Origin of the sequence: Brachybacterium epidermidis, from assembly GCF_015209585.1 — a bacterium.
Classification (GTDB): domain Bacteria; phylum Actinomycetota; class Actinomycetes; order Actinomycetales; family Dermabacteraceae; genus Brachybacterium; species Brachybacterium epidermidis.
The window spans coordinates 286,902-309,970 of the sequence record NZ_JADEYR010000002.1; the positions used below are offsets into that span (position 1 = coordinate 286,902).

Below are 23,069 nucleotides of genomic sequence, written 5' to 3' on the forward strand. Positions count from 1 at the left end.
TCCGGCGCACCTGCACGCCCTAGGATAAAGAGGGCGAACCGTCTGCTTGTTCAATGATGGCGGGCCGTTGCGCGCCCCGCCATGCAGACGGTGCGAAGGTACGTCAGAGATGCGAGGAAAGGGCCATGGCGTGACGATCGAGGACTTCCTGCGTCTACTGCTGCGCAATGCGGTGTGGCTGATCCTGCTGACTGTGCTGGGTGCGGCGGCCGGTTACGGCTTCTCCTACACGAAGGCGCCGGTCTACCAGGCCAGCGCACTCGGCTTCGTTCGGGGTGCCTCCGGCGCTGGCAACGATCCGATGAACTCCACTCAGGGGCAGTACTCCAAGGCCCAGTTCTACCTGCCGCTGTTCCAGACCCGCGCGGTGGGTCAGACCATTGTCGATGAACTCGGCATGGACGCGAGCCCCGATGCGGTGGCTGGGTCTCTGGCCACCTCGCTGGACCCGAACGCGCCGATCATCACTGTGACCGCCTCGGCCGGCAGTCCGGAGGACGCCAGCGCCATTGCCAACGCGTCCATCGAGGCGGTGGCCGCGGAAGCCGAGATGCTCGAGCCCGGCAACGGTGACCGGCTGGTGCCGTACCAATCGGCCATCACCCCCGGTGCCCCGTCGTCCCCCGACCGTGAGAAGTACCTGATGGTGGGGGCCGCAGCCGGCCTGCTCGCCGCGATGGCACTGGCAGTGCTGCGCAGCCGCAACGACTCGCGCCTGCGCACGGTGGACCAGCTCACCGATCAGTTGCACGTTCCCGTCCTCGGTGTCCTGCCCGACATGAAGGACTTCACCCGGTCCAAGTCCGGCACGCTGCCGGAACCCAAGACCTTCCAGTCCCGTGAGGCACTGCGAAAGCTGCGCACCAACCTGCGGTTCGTGGACGTCGACAACCCCCCCCGCTCCATCGTCATCACCTCCAGCGCGCCCGCCGAGGGCAAGTCGGTGGTCTCGGCGAACCTCGCCCGGGTGATCGCCGGGACCGGCCAGCCCACCCTGCTGATCGACGCAGACCTGCGCCGCCCCCAGGTGGCCAAGGAGTTCGGGATCGACGGCGGCGTGGGCCTGTCCCAGCTGCTGGCGGGGGCCGTCTCCCTCGATGACGTGATCCATGAGGTGCCCGGGAGCCTGCTGTCGGTGCTGCCGGCCGGGCAGATCCCGCCGAACCCCTCGGAGCTGTTGGGATCGCGACGCATGCAGGACATGATCCGCGAGCTCGGCCGCCACTACTTCGTGGTGATCGACGCCCCGCCGGTGCTCGCGGTGACGGACGCCCAGCTGCTCACCCGCCACGCCGACGGTGCGGTGCTGGTGGCCGTCGCCGGCCGCACCCGCGTCGAAGGCCTGAGCCGGGCCGTCGAGGCGATCGAGAAGGTCGCCGGCACCGTCTTCGGTGTGGTGCTGAACCGTGCCTCCACCAGCCGCCTGAAGCGCATCGCCTACGGAGACGCCGAGTACGGCTACTCCCCTTACGGCGACGGCTCCAAGCGGTACGCCTACGGCTCCGCCAACGGATGGGAGACCGGGCCGCAGGCCGAGCTGGAGGTCCCCGATGATGTAGTGACTGCGCCGGTTCCCGAGGCCCTCGTCGTCGAGGCGGGGGAGACCCCGGCCGCCCCGGCCAGGTCGCGCCATCGCGGGGGCCGGCGCTCCGTCCCCCCGGAGGAGACCACCCAGCTGCCCGGCCACGGGGCCAGCACCGCGCGCCGCTGGCCTGCAGCCGGTGACGGCAGCACCGGGCAGGACGGCCGGAAGTGACCTCCCGGCTCGGTGCGGTGATCCCCGTGCACGGGCCGATCGAGCCTGTCCTGCCTCTACTTAACTCGCTGGTAGGCGGGAGCACGCCGTCAGATGGAAGGCCCGCCCTGGTGGTGGTCGTGGATGATGCCACCGCCGAGCCGGTGGACCCCAATGCCCTTCCCCCGGGCGTGGAGCTGGTGCGCCGCGCCACCAACGGGGGCTTCGGGGCCGCTGTCAACACCGGTCTTGACCGGCTCGCCCGGGAGGGCCTGGACCTGGCCCTGGTGTTGAACTCCGATCTGCGGGTCCCCGACGGCTTCGTTCGTGACCTGGTTGCCCATGCCCAGCCGTGGCAGCCGGCCGTCGTTGGCTGCCGTGCCGAGGGGCCCGACGGGATCTCCGGTCACTCCGCACGGTATTTCCCTACCGCCTCCCACCAGATCATCGAGTGGCTGGTACCGCTGGCCTCCCAGCGTCACCGCGACGTGCTGCACCGTGCGGTGGGTCACGACATGGCAGCGGAGCGCGGCACGGGCATGATACCTGTGGACTGGGTGAGCGGAGCCGTGATGCTGCTGCCACTGACCCAGGTGCGTGAGGTGGGGGGCCTGGACGAGCTGTACTTCATGTATGCCGAGGAGGTCGACCTCCAGCGCCGCCTTCGCGCGGTCGGGGTGCCTTCGCTCTACGACGCCGACCTCACCGTCACCCACGTGGGCGGCGGATCCTCCGGCGGTGAGGCCCGCCGACGGCAGTGGCTCGTGGCTGGCCGCGATCGCTACGCGCGGTTGCACGGGCGCCCCCGCACCCTTCGTACGGGTCTGCGTGCCGCCCCCCTCGCCAATCTCGCCTGGAACACCGGGCGCAGAGTGGCTGGGCGGGACGTCGCTCCCTTGGCTGCGTTCCGCGAGCAGTGGGGCGTCATCTCCGATGCGGCTCGAGGAACCGTCGCCGAGAGGAACCGACGATGAACGCCACCGGTAGGACCAGCGCCACCGTTCCCCGGAAGATTGTGCTGGTCACTCCTACCTTCCACGACTACGCCACCAGCATCGCGCAGGCCTTCGAGCGGGCGGGGCATGAGGTGGTGACCGTGCGCTATGACGATTATGTGACCGTGAAGGACAAGGCGCGCCTGAAGGCCACCGTGGAGTTGCCCAGCAAGCTGCGCCTGCCCGGTGACCATGCCGGCCGCGAACGCCGCCGGGTCACGGACTCTGTGCTGAGCGACCTCACCGCCGCCCGCCCGGACGGTGTGGTGGTGATCAAGGGGGACATGCTGGATGACCGCTTCTGGTCCCACCTTGATGCCCACCGCGTCCCGCGGATCCTGTGGCTGTACGACGACCTGCACCGCCACCCGTACAGCCCTGAGTTCCTGGCACAGCTCGGGCCGGTGGTCTCCTACTCCGAGTCCGAGGCTGCGATGCTGCGGGAGCAGCACGGGGTCGATGCCACCTGGGTGCCGGATGCCTTCGACCCGCACCGTGCACAGCCCACCGGTCGCCGAGTCGACCGGATCGCTTTCGTGGGCGCTGCCCACGCCGACAGGGTGCGGATCCTGCAGGATCTCACCGATCGCGGCCTGCCGGTGCATGCCTGGGGCCGGGACTTCTCGCACCACCCCGTGGACCGGCTGCGCACCTGGGGCTGGAAGCGCCCCTTGATCCCCGCTTCTCGCGACATCCCGCTCACCGAGGCATACCTGGTGGTGGGGGAGTCGTCGGCCTCGGTGAACATCCACGGCCCGCAGACTGACCACCCGATGCGCACGTTCGAGGTGCCTGGCATGGCCGGGGTGTCCCTCGAGGACCGCGCGTCGGTGGCCCGGTTCTACGATGTGGGGACCGAGGTGGAGGTGTGGACCGACGTCGATCACCTCGCTGAGCTGTGTGAACGTTCCCGGAAGGACCGCGTGTGGTCCGAAGGGCTGCGGGAGAAGGGCAGGGCCCGCAGTTTGGCGGAGCACACGTTCGACCATCGGATCACGGAGGTGGACGCACTATGGCGCTGAAGTACCCACGATCGATGGAGGACTGGGCGGCCTGGCAGGCATCCCGTCAGCGCATGCGCCGAGCCAAGCACCGCGTGGCCGGCGCGGTGGACAGTCTGCGCGGCGCCGAGCCGGAGATCCCCCGCGTCACCCTGTACCGCCGGGTCTCGGCCGACGGGGACCTGCTGGTGGAGGACGGCCGCACCAAGCCCCTGCTGATCGCCCTGGACTCCGCGTCCCCCACCTCGATCGCCTCCGTGGCCGACGTGATCCCCTATACCCGCGGTGACGTGGCGGGGCTGGCCCCCAAGGGTGTGGAGGTGGAACTGCCCGGTGCGGAGGACTGGTCCCGGCGTGATCTCCCCGCCGATGTGGGCGCCGTGCTCACCTCCGTGGACCCGTACGCCGTGATGAGCCTGGGTGCGCACCTGCGCGCCGGCGCCCTGGCCGACGGTATTGCCCAGAAGCTCGGCGTGCCGCACTACGTGGTCCAGCACGGCGCGCTCACCCCGTACGCCCCGCCGCTACCGGAGAACGCGCACCTGCTGGCCTGGACCCAGGCCGACGCCGACTTCTGGAGGTCTGGGCGCGACGACGTGCAGACCACCGTGGTGGGCTCCCAGCTGCTGTGGCGAGCCGGGCACGAGACCACCGCGGTCCCGGCCGACGCCACTCCCGTGTTCCTGGGCCAGCTGCACGGTGCAGAGCTGCCGCGCTGGGTGACCGGCGGGGCAGCACAGAAGTTCTGCCTCCAGCACGATGCGATGTACCGTCCCCACCCCTCCGAGACGGACGTGCTCTCGCGCCTGCAGCATCAGGTGTGGCAGAGGCGAGGCATCGAGTTCGCTCCCACCGATGTGCCGCTGCGGCAGGTGGCGGAGCCGGTAGTCGCGGTGTTCTCCACCGGCATCCTCGAGGCCGCAGCCCGCGGCGGGCCAGCCTGGGCCTACGCGCCGCGCGCCCCACGCTGGGTGCACGAGTTCTGGGAGCGCTACGGCATGAAGCCCTACGGCGGAGACCCCACCCCGGCCCTGCCCATCGGCACCGGGGAGCCGGCCGTCGCTATCGCGGGTCTGGTCGATCCACTCCCGGGTGAGGAGCCGGGCCCGTCGGCCGGCCCTGTCCCGTCGGCCGGACCCGGAGGTGCTGAGTGAGTGTGCTGTGCGTGATCCCGGCGCGCGGCGGTTCCAAGGGGATCCCCCGCAAGAACCTGTTGCCCGTGGGTGGCAAGCCACTGATTGCCTGGACGATCGCCCAGGCCCTGGCCACCACCGAGGAGTCGGACCTGATCGTCGCGGTCTCCACCGAGGACGAGAAGATCGCCCGCGTGGCCCGTGAACACGGCGCCCGCGTGATCGAGCGACCCGTTGAACTGGCACAGGACACCACCGCTACCGAGCCGGTGCTGCTGCACGCCATGGACGTCGCCGAAGCGCAGGGGATCGACCTGGAGGCCGTGATGCTGCTGCAGGCCACCTCGCCCGTGCGGCTGCCCGGCACCCTGGACCGTGCCGTGGCGCAGTTCCGTGACAGCGGCTGCGATTCCCTGATCGGTGTGCTGCCCCAGTCCCCGTTCTTCTGGCACCTGCCGGAAGCAGACGGTGAGCAGCCCCGGGCTGACTACGACTGGACGGCGCGCCCACGCCGGCAGGACCTCACCGCCGGCCAGCACCACTACTTCGAGAACGGGAGCCTGTACGTCACGGCCCCGCACGTGTACCGCGAGACCCGAAACCGTATTGGCGGCCGCATCTCCCTGTTCGTGCTCGACGAGCTCGAAGGGGTCGACATCGACACCGAGGCGGACGTCGCGGCAGCCGAGCGCATGCTCGCACGCACCGGATGGAGCACCACCGCATGATCCTTGACCGTCACCCCGCAGGCTTCGTCGCCTCCGATCAGGACTCGATCCTGGCCGCGCTGCAGAAGATCAGCGCCAACCAGTCCCGCATCGTCTTCCTGGTGGACGAGCACGGCACGGTCACCGGGTCGTTGTCCGACGGGGACGTGCGCCGCTGGCTGATCTCCGAGACCGCACCGGACATGACCCGTGCTGCCGGCTCGATCGCCAACCGCTCCTTCCTCTCGGTCTCCGAGGGCACTCCGCTGTCGGAGGTGAGCACCCTGATCCGTCCGGGTGTGGACCGCATCCCGGTGCTGGACGAGCGTGGCCGACTGGTCGCGATCGCGACCCCCGGTATGGCCACGGTGCGCATCGGGGACCGGCAGATCGGTGAGGGCCAGCCCTCGTACATCATCGGCGAGATCGGCAACAACCATCAGGGCGACCTGCAGCTCGCGAAGGACCTGGTGGACAACTGCGTGGACGCGGGTGTGGACTGCGTGAAGTTCCAGCTGCGCGACATGGCCTCCCTGTACCGCTCCGGCTCCAGCGAGAGCGCCGGGGAGGATTTGGGCCCGCAGTACACGATGAACCTGCTGGCCAAGTTCTCCTTGAGTGCGGACGACATGCTGCGCGCGCTGGACTACTGCGCCGAGCGTGGCCTGGACGCCATCTGCACACCCTGGGATCTCTCGAGCGCGGACGTGCTGCACGAGTACGGCGTGCCCGGGTACAAGATCGCCTCCGCCGATCTCACCAACGATGAACTGCTGCACCACGTGGCGGCCTTCGGCGACCCGATGATCGTCTCCACCGGCATGAGCACCGAACAGGAGATCCGGGGTGCGGTCCAGGTGATCCGCTCGCACGGCACCCCGTACGTGCTGTTGCAGTGCCAGTCCACCTATCCCGCTCCCTACAAGGACGTGAACCTGCGGTACATGGACCGCCTGGCCCGCATCGGCGAATCACCCGTGGGGTACAGCGGCCACGAGCGCGGCTGGCATGTGGCCGTGGCCGCCGCTGCCCGCGGCGCCCATGTGATCGAGAAGCACGTGACGGTGGACAAGTCCCTGGAGGGCAACGACCACAAGGTGTCCCTGCTGCCCGGGGAGCTCGCGCAGATGGTGCGGGAGATCCGTGAGGTGGAGGAGGCGCTGGGCAGCGACCGGCCCCGCGAGGTCTCCACCGGCGAGCTGATGAACCGGGTGAACCTCGCGAAGTCCCTGATAGCGGCGAAGGACCTGCTGCCCGGGGACACCGTGCGCGCCGAGGACGTGGAGGTCAAGAGCCCCGGCCGTGGCCTGCAGCCCAACCGCCTGGACGACCTGGTGGGCCGGGTGCTGCACCGCGCCGTGGCCGCCGGTGACTTCTTCTACCCCGGCGACCTGGCCGGTGAGGCACAGACGCACCACGACTACACGTTCCGTCGCCCCTGGGGCCTGCCGGTGCGGTACCACGACGTGCGCCCGCTGCTGGAGGTGTCGGACCCGGACTTCCTGGAGTACCACTTCTCGTACAAGGACGTGGAGCTGGACCCGCACTCGTTCTTCGACAAGGGTGAGCGCCTGCCGCAGTTCTTCACCACCCATGCTCCTGACCTGTACGCCGGGGACTTCCTGATCGACCTGGCCAGCCCCGACGACGCGATCTGGGAGCGGTCCATCCGCGAGGTGCAGAACGTCGTGGACATCACCCGGCAGCTGCGCGAGCACTACACCTGCGAGCAGGACCCGATCGTGGTGGTCACCATGGGCGGCTTCCTGCCGGACCGGCACGTGCGCCCCGAGGAGCGCCGGCCCATGTACGAGCGGGTGCAGAAGGCCCTGGAGCAGGTGGACGAGGCCGGTGTGCGGCTCACCGCCCAGACCCTCCCGCCGTTCCCGTGGCTGATGGGCGGCCAGCAGTTCCACAACCTGTTCATGGACCCGGAGGACACCGCCTGGTTCTGCGAGACCTACGGGCGCCGCCTCACCCTGGACGTGTCCCACACCAAGCTCGCCGCGAACTTCGCCAAGCGCCCCTTCAGCGAGTACATCGACCTGATGGGCCCGCACATCGAGCACCTGCACATCGTCGACGCCGTGGGCGTGGACGGCGAAGGCGTGCAGGTGGGTGCGGGCGAGGTGGATTTCCGGGACCTCGCCGAGCGACTGGACCGCCTGGCACCGGACGCACCGTTCATCCCCGAGATCTGGCAGGGCCACGTGAACAACGGCGAAGGCTTCTTCACCGCCCTGGATCGGCTCGAGCAGTGGTTCTGATCCGTACCGCGCTGTGGCTGGTACCGGTGGCCGAGCTCGCCGGGGTGGCCCGGCACGTGCTCGATGCCGCCACCGAGGGCATTCCCGGGTGGCGGCTGGTGGTGCTGTGCCCCGAGGGGTCGCTCGCTGTGGAACTGGCAGTGCGCGGGGTGCCCGTGGTGACCGGGCCGGTCTCCCCGGCCGACGGCACCCCTACCGCGGTGCGCGCCATCCGCCGCACCCTGCAGCGTCTGCGCCCCGACCTGCTGCACACCCATCTCGCCTTCGCGGACCTCGCCGGGGTCGCAGCGGTGACCGGGCTGCGCGCCGGCCGCGGGGAGCGGATCCGTCTAATCTCGACCGAGCACGGGATCTCCGGGGTGCGCGGCTATTACCAGGCCGGCGACCTGCAGGCCCGGGTCAAGGCGCGCGCGCATCGTGCCCGATTGCTGCGCACCGATCGCGTGATCGCGGTCAGCGAGTCCACCGCCGCGCAGGTCGCGGCGCAGTGGGGGAGGGGGCAGAAGCTCACTGTGATCCGCAACGGCGTCGACGCCCCGCGGCCCGCCCTGCAGCCCCGTGCGGGCCTGCGCGTGCTGTCCCTCGCGCGCCTCGCCCCGGAGAAGAACATCGACCAGCTGGTGCAGGCCTTCGCCTTCGTCGCCGATGAGTACCCGAAGGCCCGACTCACCATTGCAGGTCGCGGACCGGAGGAGGGCGCCCTGCGCACCCTCGCCTATTCCCGCCACCTCGAGGACCGGATCGACTTCCCGGGCCACGTGGACGCGGACGAGGCACTTCGCGCCCACGACGTGGTCGTCCAGCTCTCCGCCTGGGAGAACCTCTCCTACACGCTGCTGGACGCCGTGGCCCACGGCCTCGGCGTGGTCGCGACCGACGTGGGCGGGAACGGAGAGATCCTGCCGGGGCGGTGCCTGGTCACGGCAGACGAGGCGCGCTTGCCGGAGTCCGTGGCCGCGCGGATCGTCGAGCAGGGGCTCGACCTCGCGGCGCGGCCCGTATCTGCGGAGCACGGGCTCACCGTCGCGGAGATGACCGCGGCGATCGCGGACGTGTACGGGGAGGTGGCGGCATGAGCGAATCTCGTTTCTCCGTAGTCCCCATCTCGACTCTGGTCAAGGACGGCGCCGGGCACGTAGCAAGCAGCATCGGGTCGATCAGGATCCCTGAGTTCGTCTTGTTCGGGCTGCTCATGGCGGGCGGTGGCCTACCCATCAGCATGCTGGGTCCGATCCCGGTGGGGCATCTGATTCTGGGGCTGATCTGCGCCTACGGAGGGTTTCAGCGTCCCACGCGCGACTTCGGAAAGTTCCAGTTGATCGTGCCCGCCCTTGTGCTCGCCCTGTTCTACGTCGGGATGGTCTCGCTGTTCGCGGACCCCTCTGCGTTCGCAGCTGAGTGGCAGGAACGCCTGCTGAGGATGAGCGCCGTGACGGTCATGATGCTGTTCCTGGCCAGCGGCAGGCTCGAACTCCGGTCGGCTCTCCTCGGCTGCTTCGTCGTCCTCGTCGTCAACGTCCCACTGTTCTATGCAGGACTTGTCCCTGACACATACGGCGGCTATCTCACAGGTCTGATCGGGGACAAGAACGCAGCGGGTCTCGCCTATGCGGTCGTCGGCCTTCTCGCGCTCATGGCAGTGCGAAGCAGAGGCGCGGTCGCCACCATCGTGGCCTTCAGCCTCGCCGCAACCTGGCTCACGGGCTCGCGAACATCGATCGCCGCCTTCTCTGCCGGTGTGGCGTGGATCGTCCTCGCCCCCCGCCTTCCTATGGTCGGGAAGTGGGTGCTTGGAGCAGTGATCGCCTTCACCGTCAACCTGCTTGCCGAGGACTACTCGCAGATCGGGGTGTTCTCCGACCGAGAAGGCAGCGATCTGCTTCGACAGCGCATCGACGCCGCCTCACTAGAGAGGGTCGAAGAGACCGGATTCTTCGGGCAAGGCCTCGGCGAGGCGTACGTGGTGCTCGACGACCGGACGTGGTTCTTCCATAACTCCTACTGGAGTGCCCTGGTCGAAGGCGGCTGGCCGTGGGTGATCTTCCTCGTGGCCGTCTCGGTTCTCATCATGGTCCGTCCGTTCAAGGGGCAGGTTCCGAGTAGGCAGTACCTTGCACAGGGAGCGGGGGTCGCGGTATTGATCTGCGCTACTCGACTCGGCGAGGTCCTCTACACCAACGTCTGGGGAATCGCCGTAGGGGCGGCGCTCTTCCTGTTGTCTGCGAAGCGAGCAGACGAACCATTGGACGCATCGACCCAGCAGGCGTCGACCGTACGAGAGGGGGGTGGATCGTGATCGATGTGTCGGTGGTGATCTGCGCATTGAACGAGGAACGGCGTATCGGCCGTCAGCTGGCCGCGCTCGATGCGCAGATCGATGCTCCACCGTTCGAGGTGATCGTGGTCGACAACGGCTCGACCGATGGCACCGTCGCCGTCGTGCAGGAGTGGATCCGCTCCTCACCCCATGCCGCCGTCGGTATGAGGGTCGTCGATGCCTCAAACACCCCGGGGATCCCCGCGGCACGGAATGCAGGCGCACGCGCGGCCGAAGGCCGGGTGCTTGCCTACTGCGATGCTGACGACGAGGTCCAGCCGGGCTGGGTTGCCGCGATCGCACACGGCGTGCAGGGGACGACCATTGCAGGCGGGCGCCTGATCGCATTCGCGTCCGACGGCACCTGCAGAGGTGACCTCTACGGCGGCCTCGTCGCGACGAGCTATCTCCCGCACATCGGCTGCGCGAACGCCGCCGTCGACCGACTCACCTTCCTCGAGGTGGGAGGGTTCGATGAGTCGCTCCCGCGCTATGGATTCGAAGACGTGGACCTCTCCTGGCGTATGCAGGAGGCAGGACATCAGATCGTCTACCTGCCCGATGCGGTAGTGCACTTCTTTCTGAGCGGTTCTCGCGCGTCGGTGCGGAAGAGATTCGAGCTGGGCAAGGGACGGGTGCTCATGGCACGGCGCTTCCCCCGGTACGACGCGAACGACTACACGGTGCGTTCGACGGTCAGGGATGCGGGGCGTGCGGGAGGTTGTCTCCTGAGGACGCTGGTCACGCAGCGGCAGATCGATACCCGGCTGGCCTCACAGGCGGTCGCAGCGGCCGGCAGGGTCGCGGGTGCCGTCGTGTACCGAAAGAGCTCAATACCCCCACGCCGGCTGCTCGCCGACCGGCCTGAGCCTCGATGAGCGCTGCAGCGCGGGGCCCGAGAATCTCTTCGCTGGCGATTGCCGCCAACAACGGGGACGTGGGTGGCGGCGAAGTCATGTTGCTCAACATCGCCGCCGCACTGCGAGAGATGGCGATCGAGGTGAGGATCTTGGCGCCGACCTCGCCGGACGGACTCCTGAGCACAGCGCGGGAACGCGGGTTCGACGTGACACCCCTGGACGCGTCCACCCGTGCAAGTTACATGCGCGAAATCGCCGCCTGGCGGCTGCGCAACCTGTCCGTGCCGTTGTGGTGCAACGGCCTCGTGCCCACGCTCGCCACGACCGCGATGGGACCACGCCTCGCACATCTCCATCTGCTGCCCACCGGGCTCAATGCGGCGGCAGCACGTATCGGTCGGCTCGGTGCGAGGCGACTGCTCGTCCCTTCCCACTTCATGTCCTCACGGATCCCAGGGGCTACGGTCCTCGAGAACTGGACCGAAGACATCGGCTTCCGGGACAGGAACGTGCGAACGACAGGCCTGCTGCGTGTGGGCTTCCTCGGACGCCTCACCACGGACAAAGGCGTGCATGTGCTCGCACGTGCTTTACAGGAGGTCATAGCTCAGTCCGATCGCGAGGTGCGTCTCATCATCGCCGGGGAGAACCGTTTCGGAGGCTCCGACGATGACAGGGAGATCGCCGCAGCGCTCGAGCCGCTCACCGGATCGGTGGACCGCCTCGGCTGGGTGGATCGTGAAGAGTTCTTCGACCAGATCGATCTCGCCGTGTTCCCCTCCCTCGTGGAAGAGTCCTTCGGGCTCGTGGTCGCTGAGGCGATGGCTCGTGGTGTGCCGTTCGTGATCTCTGATGCGGGGGCGCTGCCTGAGATCGCCGGCCCGAGCCATCCATGGGTCGTGCCTCGTGGCGACGACGGGGCATTGGCGGAGATGATTCTGTCGATGATCGGTGAACTCGACGATGAAGGAGCCCAGCGCGATGCCCGTCGCCGGTGGGAAGAGCGCTTCTCTCCGGCCGCCGGGGCAGGGCGCGTGGCAGAGCTCCTGCTCGACCTCGGACAGGCTGCAGGCACCAGGAGAGCAGGAGGCAGAAGTGACGTATGACCCCGTGGCATCGATCATCGTGCCGTCGTACCGGGGAGTGGGTCGACTTCCGCAACTCCTCGATAGCCTGGCCGCACAGAACGACGGCACGCCGCCCTTCGAGGTCATCGTCGTCGTCGACGGTGTCGACGACGGGTCCGTCGCGCTCCTCGAGGCCGAGTCCCGGTTCGCACTGCGGAGCATCATCTTCCCGGAGAACCGCGGGCGAGTCGCTGCGCTGAACGCGGGATTCGAGGCGGCCCGCGGCGGCGTGCTGATCCGCTGCGACGACGACCTTGTGGTTCCGTCCGGATACGTCGCTGCTCACGTCGAGGCGCACACCTCCGGAGGAGCGGTGGGCGTCGTCGGGCCGACCCGGGACGTCCACGCCCCCAGCGCGTACGCCCGCGCCTACGGCGAGGACGCAGCGAAGCGATCATTCGCCCATGTGCTCAGCCGATCGCCCGCCGACGGGTGGCGACTCTGGGCCGCGAGCTGCTCGATCACCCGTGAGACCTGGGAGTCGATCGGGACCTACGACGACAGGTACAAGGGTTACGGCTGGGAGGACGTCGACTACGGCTACCGGCTCCACGCTGCGGGCCTTCCGATCAAGGTGGTGGAGGCCGCGACGGCTGATCACCACGGGTCGGCCCGCACAACCCGTGCCCGATCGGTCAAAGCATTCGAAGCAGGAGTGGCACGCGCGACTTTCCGAAAGCTGCACCCGGAGGCTCCGATCGGGGCGCCAGCGGCCGGAAAGGGCCTCTGGGGAGCTGCGGTTCGTCTGACCGCATCGTCCCTGCGTTCCAGCCGAGCGGTGGATCGAGGAGCACGGTGGGTCGACCGCATACTCCCCCTTGTGCCGACTCCCGTGGGTCGAAAGCTCGTCGCACTCGCCGTCGAGGGAGCCGACCTCGCAGGGGCGGCTCGGTCCAGCGAAGATGATGGAAGGAACCGATGAGTCCACGGATCGCGATCGCTCACGACTACCTCACGCAGCGCGGCGGCGCTGAGCGGGTTGTACTCTCCCTCGCCAAGGCGTTCCCCGAGGCGGAGATTCACACGCTGTTCTACGAGCCGGAGCAGACCTACCCGGAGTTCAGGGAGATGCGGATCCGCACCAGCGGTCTGAACCGCATCGGCGCGTTCCGGCGGGATCCCCGGATCGCCCTGCCACTCCTCGCCGCTGCCTCCTCGCGGATGAGGATCGATGCGGACGTCGTGATCGCCTCCTCGTCAGGCTGGGCGCATGCCTTCCCGACCACGGGAAAGAAGATCGTGTACTGCCACTCGCCCGCCCGTTGGCTCTACCTGCCCGACGACTATCTCGGCGAGGCAGGACCACTGGACCCGAAGCGGATCGCGCTCAAGGCGCTCACCCCGTTCCTCGCCCGCTGGGATCAGCGCGCCGCACGGACGGTGAACCTGTATCTCGCGAACTCCTCCGTCGTGCGTGAGCGGATCCAGCGCGTCTACGGGATCGACGCCCCCACACTGTTCCCGCCCTTCAGCCCATCCGTCGCCGAAGGTGAACAGGAGCCGATCAGCGGGCTCTCGGGCTGGGCCGGGGGGGACGGGACCGAAGGCGGCCATTACCTCGTGGTCTCGAGGCTCCAGCCGTACAAGCACGTCGATGCCGTGATCGAGGCGTTCGCCGGGATGCCGGATCGGCGTCTGCTCGTGATCGGTCGAGGGCTCGAGAAGCAGAGCCTGCTGGACATGGCCCCCGCGAACGTGCGCCTGGTCGAGGGGCTCACGGACGCGCAGATGCGATGGGCATATGCCAACGCCACGGCTCTCATCGCCGCGAGCCACGAGGACTTCGGCCTGACCCCGCTCGAGGCGGGAGCTCATGGAATCCCGACCATCGCGCTGCGTGCGGGCGGGTATCTCGATACGGTGCAGGAGGGCGTGAACGGCACGTTCTTTGACGCACCGGCTGCTGCGGAGATCCGTGCGGCCGTACAGGACTTCGCTGGTATCGGCTGGGAGCCGACGCTGATCCAGGAACGGGTCGAGAGATTCTCCGAGGAGCGGTTCGCTCATGAGTTGAGGAGGTGGGGACGAGACTCCGTGGTTTCGGGAGAGAACTCGGTTCAGCGATAGCTCGTGATGTCCGGAATGAGATCCTCCCTCACCGCGACTCGACCGTGGTGCTTCAGTGCGAGCGGATGGATGACCTTGGCGAGGAGATCGTTCCAGCTCACCGGATACTCGAGCACCTCGTTGCGGACCCCGCCCGGATTCTGCTCGAGAAGCGGCCCGAGGTAGTCGAGTCGACGCTCCAGTTCTGCCATCCACTCCCGTGTGAAGGTCGAATCGGCTCGTGCGACAAAAGCACTTCCGCCTGGAAGGGTCCGGGAGTTGCGCTTCAGATCGCGACCCAGCTGCCGGGGCAGCTGCGCGACCCATTGCGTGGAGCGCTCGGGGGATCCGACGAGCCATAGATCGTCTTGTGCTAGTTGGTCGAAGGCAGGTCCCCAATGTCGGGTCGGTGCCTTGACGTCGCTGTAGCCGCCACCGTGATGGTGGAGGAGGTACGCGCGGAGGTAGTCCGACCGGTGCACTAGCGAAAGGTTCTCGTAGGCGGGGTGCAAGTCGTGTCCCGGCACAATCTACTCGTGCACGTTCTTCGGGGTGACGAGGACGATCTCGATTCCGTGCTGGCTGTCCAGGAGCGCGTCGAGGCCACGCTGGCGCACCTCAGGCAGTGGGCCGTCTCCGGTCCACAGGGTGAAGATGCGTCGGGGTACCTCGCTCTGCCCCTCCGAGGAGGCCGCATCCCAGTTGAGGAACGACCGCCGGTACATCCCGGCGGTATACACGTAGGGATGCCGCGACTCCTGGTTGTGCCAGAGGGCAGAGGAGAGCTGCGTCGAGGCCGTCTTCATCGACGCACGGCTACGCTTCGACGCGACGAAGCCCGCATGCTTCCCCTGCCGCGCCACATCCATCACAGCATCCGGTGCGCTTCGAACGCTCATCGAGGACCCAGCGCTCGATAGCGGAGATCCCCCTGCCAGCGGCCGACGTTCCATCCGATCATCTGCGCGGCATCGAGACGGCGTGGCAGGTCATGGCTCCGGAGGTCGGGGACGCGACGGAGTGTCTTGCGGAGCATCTGCAGCTCTCCCCGCACTGTGCTCCCGGGAATTCCGCGATCGCGGTGCTTCATCCACAGTTGGATGTACGTCACGCCGTAGCGACGGAACTGACGGAAGGCGCTGCGAGGCGTCGGGCGGTCCGTACGGTCCAAGAGCGCCCCCCGTGCAAGTGAGATCGTGAAACCGGCATGCTGTGCTCTCCAGCAGAAATCCACTTCATCATGACCGCCCACGAAGGATTCGTCGAACCCACCGATCGCGTCGATCACTTCGCGACGGATCGCCATGATGCCCCCGGGGAGATAGGGGAGATACCGCTGCGGACGCTCCATCTCGTAGGTCGACGGGTCGCGTGTGCTGAGGATGCCGCCCGCGATGCCGAGTGCCGGCTCCTTCGTGAAGGCGTCTGAGAATGCTGCGAGCACTCCGGGCCTGGCGCTGTCGTCTGCGTCGAGCAGGACCACGACCTCTCCACGAGCCGCTCTGATCCCGGCGTTGCGTGCGCAGTTCACGCCCTGCCGCTCGAACGCCGGGACGACGCGGATGTCCAGCCTGTCCGAGAAGCGCCTCGCAGCTTCGGCCGTGCCGTCGGTGGACCGATTATCCGCGACGACCACTTCGAACGGTGGAGCGTCCTCCTGGTGGATCAAGGCGTCGAGCTGCCGTCCGATCGTGTCGGCGGCGTTGTAGGCAGGGATCACGACGGTGAAGAGAACCGTGCTCATCGATAGTCCTCGAGCTGGGGGCGGAGCCGGTCGGAGAACCGGAGATGGGACTGGTGCTTGAGAGAGAGGGGCTGCGTGATGTCTCCCAGGATCTCCGTCCAGCGAATCGGGTAGCCTGCTGGGGCGCCATACGGGTCGCAACCTGAGGCATCCGCTTCTCGGAGGGGCTCCTGCAGGAAGTCGAGTCGAGCATGGAGCTCCCTCATCCACTCCGTGGTGAACTGCGACCGGGGCCGGCAGATAAAGGCTGAGGTCCCGAGGACGGCGCGATAGTGCGCACGGAGGTGTGCTCCGAGCGAATGCGGCAAGTCCGGGACGTATGCGGAGGTGACCTCGCGGTAACCCATCACCCATGCATCAGGATCGTCGTTCATGGTGTCGATGAGCTCGCGCACTGGTGCGGTCTGCGGCTTCACGTCGAGATAGGCGCCGCCGTGGTGGTGCAGCGCGTAGGCGCGGAGGTAGTCGCTTCGGTGAACTACATGCAGGTCGCCATATGCGGCATGGAAGGGCTGGCCCTCCACCAGGACATCCTCGGGCCCGGCGACGACACGAACATCGACGCCTGCCTGCTCCCGTAGGGCTTGGAGCGAGCGAGCGCGTCGAGGCGGCGGGGGGCCGCCGAGCCAGATCACCCAGAGCACAGCAGGCACCTCCTCCTGCTGGACGCCCTCGGGATCAGGTCGGCACAGGAAGGTGTGGGGGAACATTCCCTCGGTATAGGTGAACGGATGCTTCTCCTCGCGCCGAGCACCGCGGCGGTCGGCATCTCGCAACGCGGCCGCGGCTCCCGTGCGACGCAGCTTCTTCGAGACCAGAAACGCCTGATGCTTGGCCTGTCGGAGACCATCCATCATTCTCACTGCGGCATCTCCCCTTTGTCGCGAGATTCATCAATACCCTCGATCGCCGCACGGACGGATCGAGCCCAGCCGCTCCACTCCGCGTTGTCCGCGGCCCACCGGGCGGCATCGTCGGAGAAAGACTCGAGATCCTCAATGAGGACCCGCTCTTCGACAGCGCTGATGAACGGCTCCGGCGTCCCATCGTCGGCGATGAGCCAGCCCGACCTGCCGTCGACCACGAGGTCGGTCAGCCCACCCGTCGCGGTTGCGAGGACGGGGAGTCCGTGGTGCAGCGCATCGGTCACGACCACCCCACCCGCACTTGCCCTCGACGGCTCCAGGAGGACGTCGTGCGTCAGGTACGCGCTGCTCATCTGCTCACGGTCGAGCCGGCCAGCCCGCACCACGTGCTCCGGGAGAGACGGGACCGCGTCCCCGACCACGGTGAGCAGCACGTCGTGGCCGCGCCGGCGCAGCTCGTCCACCGCGGAGACGGCGAGGTCTCCTCCCTTTCGTCCCCAATCGCTGGCGACGAAGAGCAGCCGCAACGGAGCATCCGGATGCTTCGGGCGACGGACTTCTCCGGGACGCGGTTTCACCCCGGGACCAAGATGGGCGACTCGCACGAGCGAGGGGCGAACCCCGAGGTCATCGATCAGTCGCTCACGGCTCCAGGCGGAAGCGACCACGAATGCCTCGGTGCGCTCGGCGACCTCGTGTTCGATGCGCAGGGCTCTTCTGCGCACAAGGGCCGGCACCCGGGCGAGGTCCGGATAGGTATTCGCCAGCGCCGCGAAGGAAGAGTCCGTGACCTGCACGATCCGGCGTGAGCTCGGCACCTCGAGGAGCTCGGGTGTCGCGGCGATCCCGATGATCGGCGCGCTCTCCGGGAGGGTCCGGAGAGCGCGTGCGAGCGGGCGGCTCCGACGCCGCGCGGATGACGGAGACCACGCGGGAAGATGTGTGCGATCGCGGAGGCCGTAGAGGCGAGCGAGGACTCGGTCGACGAGAGCAGTCTCCGTTCCGGTCGGCACGAAATCCACCCGCTCGAACTCGTCGCGCAGCGCCTCCATCATAGGCAGCACTACGCCGGACCACGAGCGGGGCGATGTGGGGTCCCAGGGGCTCGTGACGATGACGTGATCGGCTCGGGTGCTCAACTTAGTGCTCCGGCCCGGAGCACCGGGTGGGTGAAATGACGCTGCACGACAGGCCGCTCCACGGGTTCGGGGGACACGGACAGGGTCAACTCCGTTCTGACCGTAGGATATGGCACGAGGAACACACGGCCCGACGTGCCGCTCGGCGTTTCTGACGTATGGGAGAAGGTGGAAATGCAGACCACGGAACGAGGGGGCATCCGCGCCGTGGCCGCTCGGTTGCGCGCCGTCATCGCGATCGTGCCTTGGAGCATGCGGGGAAGTCTGATCGGCCTGCTGCTCACCTCGATCATCTCGGCGCTGCTCGACCTCGTCGCGGTGGCGCTCATGCTGCCGCTCACCCAGATGCTCATGTCGCCGGAGTCCGTTCCTAGCGTGGTGGAGCGCTTCGTCGTGCCGCTCGTGGGCACACGCGACCGCCAGACGCTCCTCCTCGCCGTGACGCTCGTCGTCGGCCTTGTCTTCGTCACGAAGAATCTCGGCGTGATCGGTATCCGGTGGTGGAGCCTGGGGGTCGTCAACCGGGCACAGGCCGCGGCGCAGGCGGCCATGCTGGAGCGATATCTGCGCTCGGACTTCCAGGAGTTCCGTCGCCGATCCCGCTCCAAGATCCTGCAGGTCATCACCGGAGCCATTCCGCAGGCGTTCAACGGGGTCCTCCTGGGGGCGATCCTCGTCCTCACGGACGCGCTTGCGATCGTCGCGATCTTCCTCGCCCTCGTGCTCATGGCTCCGCTCGCCTCGGTGCTGGCGATCCTCGTCTTCGGTGGGACAGCATTGCTGGTTGCTCGGGTGTTCAAGCCCTTCGCCTACAAGTTCGGGCTCAGGGGCTTGATGCTCGAGCAGGATGCGTGGTCCCATCTCAACCCGGCGATCGAGGGATTCCGGGAGACGAGGCTCTTCCGTAGGGAGTCCCTCTTCGTCGAGCGATATCGCATCAATCGCAGCCAGTACGCGAGGACGGCGCAGAGGCAGGGGATCCTGGGAGAGGCTCCGAAGTACCTCCTCGAGATCGCGATGATCATCGGGATTCTCCTGATCGCACTGCTCCTCTTCTGGCTCTACGACGAGGCGACCGCCTTCGGCCTGCTCGCGGTCTTCGCGGCCGGTGCGGTGCGCATCGTCCCAGCCTTGAACCGCGTCGTCGCGACCGTCAACAACCTCCGCGCGGCAATGCCGAACCTTACTTTCGCAGCGGACGAGATCCGGAGTCTGGAGGACGAGGTCGGTCGGGTGGAGATCGCCCCGACCAGTGCGCAGGACGATCCGGTGCCTGAAGAACCCATCGAGGTCCGAGATCTTGGTTTCCGCTACGCCACAGGCAGCCGCGATGTCCTCTCCGATGTGGACGTCCGGATCGATCGCGGGACGACCGTCGCCCTCGTAGGGCCCTCCGGGGCGGGGAAGACGACCTTCGCAGACCTCCTGGCCGGGCTTCTCCGACCCACCGCGGGCTCCATCACGGTCGGCGACATGGACCTCTCCCAGCAGCCACGACGCTGGATGTCCGAAGTGGCCGTCGTCTCCCAGCAGGTGTACCTCTGGGACGCGCCGCTCCGGGACCTCATCACCTTCGGTGCCCTGCGCGACGAGGTGGACGAAGAGCACCTCGCCGATGTCGTGCGCCGAGCTCGGCTCGAAGACTTCGTCGCGGACCTGCCCGAAGGGCTCGGTCAGTGGGTGGGTGATGGAGGGGTGCGCGTCTCCGGCGGTCAGGCACAGCGGATAGGCATCGCACGCGCACTGTATGCGCGCCCGCGTGTGCTGATCCTCGACGAGGCGACCAGCGCTTTGGACAACGAGACGGAGCACCAGATCACCGAGACCATCGCCGCGCTGCACGGCGAGCTCACCGTGATCGTGATCGCGCACCGTCTCTCGACCGTCAAGAACGCCGACGACATCCTGTTCTTCTCAGAAGGCCGGCTCGCCGGCCAGGGCACCATGACCGAGCTGCACCGGCAGAACCCGGAGTTCGCACGCCTCGTGGAGCTGGGGCGGCTTGAGCTCGACGTCTGACGCCTGTCAGACTCTCGATCGGCGGCACGTGATCGCGTCCTCGACGCCCGAGAGATACTCCCGGACGAACCTGTCCACCCCGTAGGTCGCGCGAGCGCGCAGAGCCGCCGTGTGGGCCCGAACCGCTGCATCGTGGTCGGACAGCACGTCGAGGGCTCCCTGGGCCAACTCGTGATCATCATCGGAGACCAGGTCGAACAGGTCCGTGTCGATGCCCTCGGCTCCCACGGTGGTGGTGAGCGTCGGGATGCCGCGCACGATGGACTCGACCACCTTGAACTTGACCCCGGCGCCGCGGTCGATAGGCGAGACGGTGGCGCGGAGTCCGGAGTACGCCTCGTCGAGATCGTCGACGAATCCGGTGAGTTCGACTCCGGGGAGCCCGCTGAGCTGGGCACGGGGCCCCTCTTCGAGACCTCCCCCGATGATGCGGAGCCGCGCATCCGGTCGAGCCGCACGGACGAGGGGCCAGATGTGCGTGGCGAGCCGCAGCGCGGTGTCACGGTTCTCGTGGCGACGCAGTGCGGCGACGAAGCCGACAACCGGGGGGCGGGAGCCGACATCGAAGAGCGGAGTGGAGTCATCGACGAGCGGCGGGGGGACGACGGAGGACGGCAGCCCTGGGATGCAACCATCGAGCAGCACCCGGTCCTTTTCAGAGAGGACGAAGCCACGGTCGAGAGCAGGGGCGGCGCGTCGGAGGAGCCGGCGATTACGGGCGCGATCCCTGAGTGCCTTCCGCGCGCTCTCCTTGTCTCCCGCGGCGTCGACGGCACGGGAGAGCTTCTGCTCGTTCACGTCGTGGAACATGCAGGTCGTCGCGGCGTTCGGGGCGAGCTTCCGGATCAGGGGAGCGAGGCGACCGTACTCCTCCCATTGAAGGTCCACGAGGTCCGCGGTACGGAGCAGCCGACGGGCCGAGCGGTTCATGAACAGATCTGCGAGGAAGTGCCAAGGGGCCTCGGCGAGGTCTCGCGAGGGCAGGGCGGGGAGCGCACGATGGACGATGGTCAGCGCCAGTCGGTGCAGGCCTCGATGGTCGCGCGGCCTGCCGAGCATGTGGGTCGGAGCGGCCGGCGCGGTCTCGTGGAGGGCCTCGATCGTGGCTCTCGTAGACGGCACGAGCACTTTGACGTGCGCGCAGGATGCCAGATGGGCCTGCACGATCCTGGTGAGCAGGAGCCCGCCCGCATGGGTCGGCGACTCGAGGGCAGGGACTGGCGAGATGACGACAACACGGCGGGGTGCTTCTGGGACGGTCATCGAAGTTCAGCGTTCTCTTCCGGGCTGCAGGCAAGATCGTCGGGGTAGGGAATCATGCTCTCCTTGGTCCCCAGTGACGGCCCAGAGAATCGCTCGCGGCCGAGAATCGAGCTGGCCCGAGAGGGATGCGAGCTGCAGCGGGATGGTCGATTGTGCCTGGTAACACTGAATGATCACGCTGACCGTGGGACCGGCCACTTCCCCTCCTTGCCCGGCGCACGGCCCCGGTGCGGGCGTGCGACGCCTCGAACGATAGCTGCAATTCGGCAGGGTCGACTAAGGGCTTCGAGAGTCATTGTTCGTCTCTCTGGTCGCGTTCTCGCTCGGAGTCCAGGCTGTCCGTTGCCGAACAGTAGCGGGTGTGACGCCACCCACTCGGCGGAGGCGAGGAAAATCTTCAGTTCCTCATCAGGGTGCGCCGCCGAGCTTTCGGTCAAGTCCCAGGAAGTGGTGTAGCGATCCTTCGATGAGGGGTCAGGCTGTCAGCGCGGGCAGGGCATCGGTGTTCACCTCGTTCACGGGGCTGGTGGTGAGGGTGAGGCGGCAGCGGGCGAGGACGTCAAGGCCGAGATAGCGGCGGCCCTCGGCCCATTCATCGGTCTGCGCAGCCAGGACCGCGCCGACGAGCCGGACGATCGCCTCGCGAGAGGGGAAGATGCCCACCGAGTCGGTCCGTCGACGGATCTCGCGGTTCAGACGCTCGGCGGGGTTGTTCGACCAGATCTGGACCCAGACGTCTTTGGGGAAGCCGGTGAACGCGAGGACGTCGGCGCGGGCGGCATCGAGGTGATCGGCCGCGTCGGGCAGTTTCTCGCTGACGTAGTCCAGCAGCCGCTCGAACTGGGCGTTCACGGCTGTCGCGTCGGGCTGGTCATAGACGCTGTGCAGCATCGCCTTCACGGCCGGCCACATGCCCTTGGGGCAGATGCTCATCAGGTTCGCGGCGTAGTGGGTGCGTTCCCCCACGCGCTTCGCTCTCAAGCGGGAGGTGCCCCCAGTCGCTGCCCGGACGCTCCGGGCAGGTGAGCGGCGATCGCCTCGACCAGCCCGGCGTGCGCATCCGAGGTGACCAGACGGACCCCGCCCAGACCGCGAGCGACCAGGTCCGCGAAGAAGCTGCTCCATGCCGCCCCGGTCTCACTGGTGGCCACTCGCATGCCGAGCACTTCGCGGTGCCCGTCGCCGTTCACGCCGGTCGCGAGCAGGACGACGGCGTTGATCACCCGTCCGCCCTCGCGGACCTTCATCGTCAGCGCGTCAGCGGAGACGAATGTGAAGGGGCCGGCCGCGTCCAAGGGCCGGTGGCGGAACTGCTCGACATGCTCGTCAAGATCGGCTGCCATGCGGCTGACCTGCGACTTCGAGAGCGAGTTGATGCCGAGGGTCTTGACGAGCTGGGGCCCCGGATGCGATGTGCGCGAAGCGTGCATCCGGGGAGCCATGCGGCGGGTGGAGACGCCGGCGAGGTAGCAGTCCGCCACGACGGTGATCAGGGCGGATTCAGCGCGCTTGCGCCGCTCGAGCAGCCAGTCGGGGAAGTAGGTGCCAGAGCGGAGTTTGGGGACGGCCACATCGATCGTCCCGACCCGTGTGTCGAGGTCGCGATGGCGGTAGCCGTTGCGCTGTGCAGAACGACCAGCGCTGGGCCTTCCGTACTCTGCGCCGGCGACGGCATCAGCGTCCGCGGAGAGCAGGGCGTTGATCACGTCCTGCAGCAGGCTGCGCATCAGGTCCGGGGACGCTTCGGCCAGGGCTTCACCGAGCAGGCCGGAAGGGTCGACAATGTGAGGAGGGGACTGATGCGCGATCAGGTGTCACATGATCTGTGGCGCTGAGAAGCGTTGCAGGGA

At 67.9% G+C, this 23,069-nt stretch carries 19 protein-coding genes and 1 pseudogene; 13 read left to right on the top strand and 7 right to left on the bottom strand.

Going from position 1 to position 23,069, the window contains the following annotated elements:
* The first annotated feature begins 130 nt into the window (after positions 1-130).
* Genes IOE58_RS04005 through IOE58_RS04060 form a run of 12 tightly spaced genes read left to right on the top strand, consistent with a single transcriptional unit; the run spans position 131 to position 14,209 of the window.
* Positions 131-1,756 carry a polysaccharide biosynthesis tyrosine autokinase gene (locus IOE58_RS04005; protein ID WP_193865124.1) on the top strand — a complete coding sequence of 542 codons (1,626 nt, stop codon included), beginning with the start codon at positions 131-133 and terminating at the stop codon, positions 1,754-1,756.
* Positions 1,753-2,709, top strand: a complete 957-nt coding sequence (locus IOE58_RS04010; RefSeq protein ID WP_193865125.1) for a glycosyltransferase — start codon at positions 1,753-1,755, stop codon at positions 2,707-2,709. The genes IOE58_RS04005 and IOE58_RS04010 overlap by 4 nt, the downstream gene beginning before the upstream one ends.
* The gene (locus IOE58_RS04015; protein ID WP_193865126.1) at positions 2,706-3,752 is read left to right on the top strand and encodes a glycosyltransferase family protein; all 1,047 of its coding nucleotides are present in this window, start codon (positions 2,706-2,708) and stop codon (positions 3,750-3,752) included. Before IOE58_RS04010 ends, IOE58_RS04015 begins: the two co-directional genes overlap by 4 nt.
* Positions 3,743-4,885 (top strand): hypothetical protein, encoded by a 1,143-nt coding sequence (locus IOE58_RS04020; protein WP_193865127.1) that lies wholly within the window; start codon positions 3,743-3,745, stop codon positions 4,883-4,885. The genes IOE58_RS04015 and IOE58_RS04020 overlap by 10 nt, the downstream gene beginning before the upstream one ends.
* On the top strand, positions 4,882-5,592 hold the full coding sequence (locus IOE58_RS04025) for a cytidylyltransferase domain-containing protein (RefSeq protein WP_193865128.1): 711 nt from the start codon (positions 4,882-4,884) through the stop codon (positions 5,590-5,592). Before IOE58_RS04020 ends, IOE58_RS04025 begins: the two co-directional genes overlap by 4 nt.
* Positions 5,589-7,838 (top strand): N-acetylneuraminate synthase family protein, encoded by a 2,250-nt coding sequence (locus tag IOE58_RS04030; RefSeq protein WP_193865129.1) that lies wholly within the window; start codon positions 5,589-5,591, stop codon positions 7,836-7,838. The genes IOE58_RS04025 and IOE58_RS04030 overlap by 4 nt, the downstream gene beginning before the upstream one ends.
* Entirely contained in the window at positions 7,829-8,914 is a 1,086-nt protein-coding gene (locus IOE58_RS04035; RefSeq protein WP_193865130.1) for a glycosyltransferase, read from the top strand. Before IOE58_RS04030 ends, IOE58_RS04035 begins: the two co-directional genes overlap by 10 nt.
* Positions 8,911-10,134 carry an O-antigen ligase family protein gene (locus IOE58_RS04040; RefSeq protein WP_193865131.1) on the top strand — a complete coding sequence of 408 codons (1,224 nt, stop codon included), beginning with the start codon at positions 8,911-8,913 and terminating at the stop codon, positions 10,132-10,134. Before IOE58_RS04035 ends, IOE58_RS04040 begins: the two co-directional genes overlap by 4 nt.
* Positions 10,131-11,033 carry a glycosyltransferase gene (locus tag IOE58_RS04045; protein ID WP_193865132.1) on the top strand — a complete coding sequence of 301 codons (903 nt, stop codon included), beginning with the start codon at positions 10,131-10,133 and terminating at the stop codon, positions 11,031-11,033. The genes IOE58_RS04040 and IOE58_RS04045 overlap by 4 nt, the downstream gene beginning before the upstream one ends.
* Complete coding sequence (locus IOE58_RS04050; RefSeq protein ID WP_193865133.1) at positions 11,030-12,121, top strand: glycosyltransferase family 4 protein; 1,092 nt, start codon at positions 11,030-11,032, stop codon at positions 12,119-12,121. The genes IOE58_RS04045 and IOE58_RS04050 overlap by 4 nt, the downstream gene beginning before the upstream one ends.
* A complete protein-coding gene (locus IOE58_RS04055; RefSeq protein ID WP_193865134.1) occupies positions 12,111-13,064 on the top strand; it encodes a glycosyltransferase in 954 nt (317 codons plus the stop codon). Before IOE58_RS04050 ends, IOE58_RS04055 begins: the two co-directional genes overlap by 11 nt.
* Positions 13,061-14,209 (top strand): glycosyltransferase, encoded by a 1,149-nt coding sequence (locus IOE58_RS04060; protein ID WP_193865135.1) that lies wholly within the window; start codon positions 13,061-13,063, stop codon positions 14,207-14,209. The genes IOE58_RS04055 and IOE58_RS04060 overlap by 4 nt, the downstream gene beginning before the upstream one ends.
* Here the strand turns inward: IOE58_RS04060 and IOE58_RS04065 are convergent.
* The 5 genes from IOE58_RS04065 to IOE58_RS04085 form a co-directional block, all read right to left on the bottom strand.
* Complete coding sequence (locus IOE58_RS04065; protein ID WP_146741745.1) at positions 14,200-14,400, bottom strand: hypothetical protein; 201 nt, start codon at positions 14,398-14,400, stop codon at positions 14,200-14,202. The genes IOE58_RS04060 and IOE58_RS04065 overlap by 10 nt on opposite strands.
* 318 nt (positions 14,401-14,718) lie before the next feature.
* Positions 14,719-14,994 (bottom strand): hypothetical protein, encoded by a 276-nt coding sequence (locus IOE58_RS04070; protein ID WP_193865136.1) that lies wholly within the window; start codon positions 14,992-14,994, stop codon positions 14,719-14,721.
* Between the two features lie 89 nt (positions 14,995-15,083).
* A complete protein-coding gene (locus IOE58_RS04075) occupies positions 15,084-15,932 on the bottom strand; it encodes a glycosyltransferase family 2 protein (protein ID WP_193865137.1) in 849 nt (282 codons plus the stop codon).
* Complete coding sequence (locus IOE58_RS04080) at positions 15,929-16,795, bottom strand: glycosyltransferase family 32 protein (protein WP_193865138.1); 867 nt, start codon at positions 16,793-16,795, stop codon at positions 15,929-15,931. The genes IOE58_RS04075 and IOE58_RS04080 overlap by 4 nt, the downstream gene beginning before the upstream one ends.
* On the bottom strand, positions 16,792-17,853 hold the full coding sequence (locus tag IOE58_RS04085) for a glycosyltransferase family 4 protein (protein ID WP_193865139.1): 1,062 nt from the start codon (positions 17,851-17,853) through the stop codon (positions 16,792-16,794). The genes IOE58_RS04080 and IOE58_RS04085 overlap by 4 nt, the downstream gene beginning before the upstream one ends.
* Before the next feature lie 219 nt (positions 17,854-18,072).
* On the opposite strand from IOE58_RS04085, the gene IOE58_RS14750 reads away from it, so the two are divergent.
* Positions 18,073-19,956 carry an ATP-binding cassette domain-containing protein gene (locus tag IOE58_RS14750; RefSeq protein ID WP_193865140.1) on the top strand — a complete coding sequence of 628 codons (1,884 nt, stop codon included), beginning with the start codon at positions 18,073-18,075 and terminating at the stop codon, positions 19,954-19,956.
* Positions 19,957-19,962: 6 nt separating this feature from the next.
* Here the strand turns inward: IOE58_RS14750 and IOE58_RS04095 are convergent, their stop codons facing one another.
* Entirely contained in the window at positions 19,963-21,078 is a 1,116-nt protein-coding gene (locus IOE58_RS04095; protein WP_193865141.1) for a glycosyltransferase family 4 protein, read from the bottom strand.
* Positions 21,079-21,693: 615 nt separating this feature from the next.
* Positions 21,694-23,027: pseudogene (locus tag IOE58_RS04100) on the bottom strand (IS256 family transposase).
* Positions 23,028-23,069 lie beyond the last annotated feature (42 nt).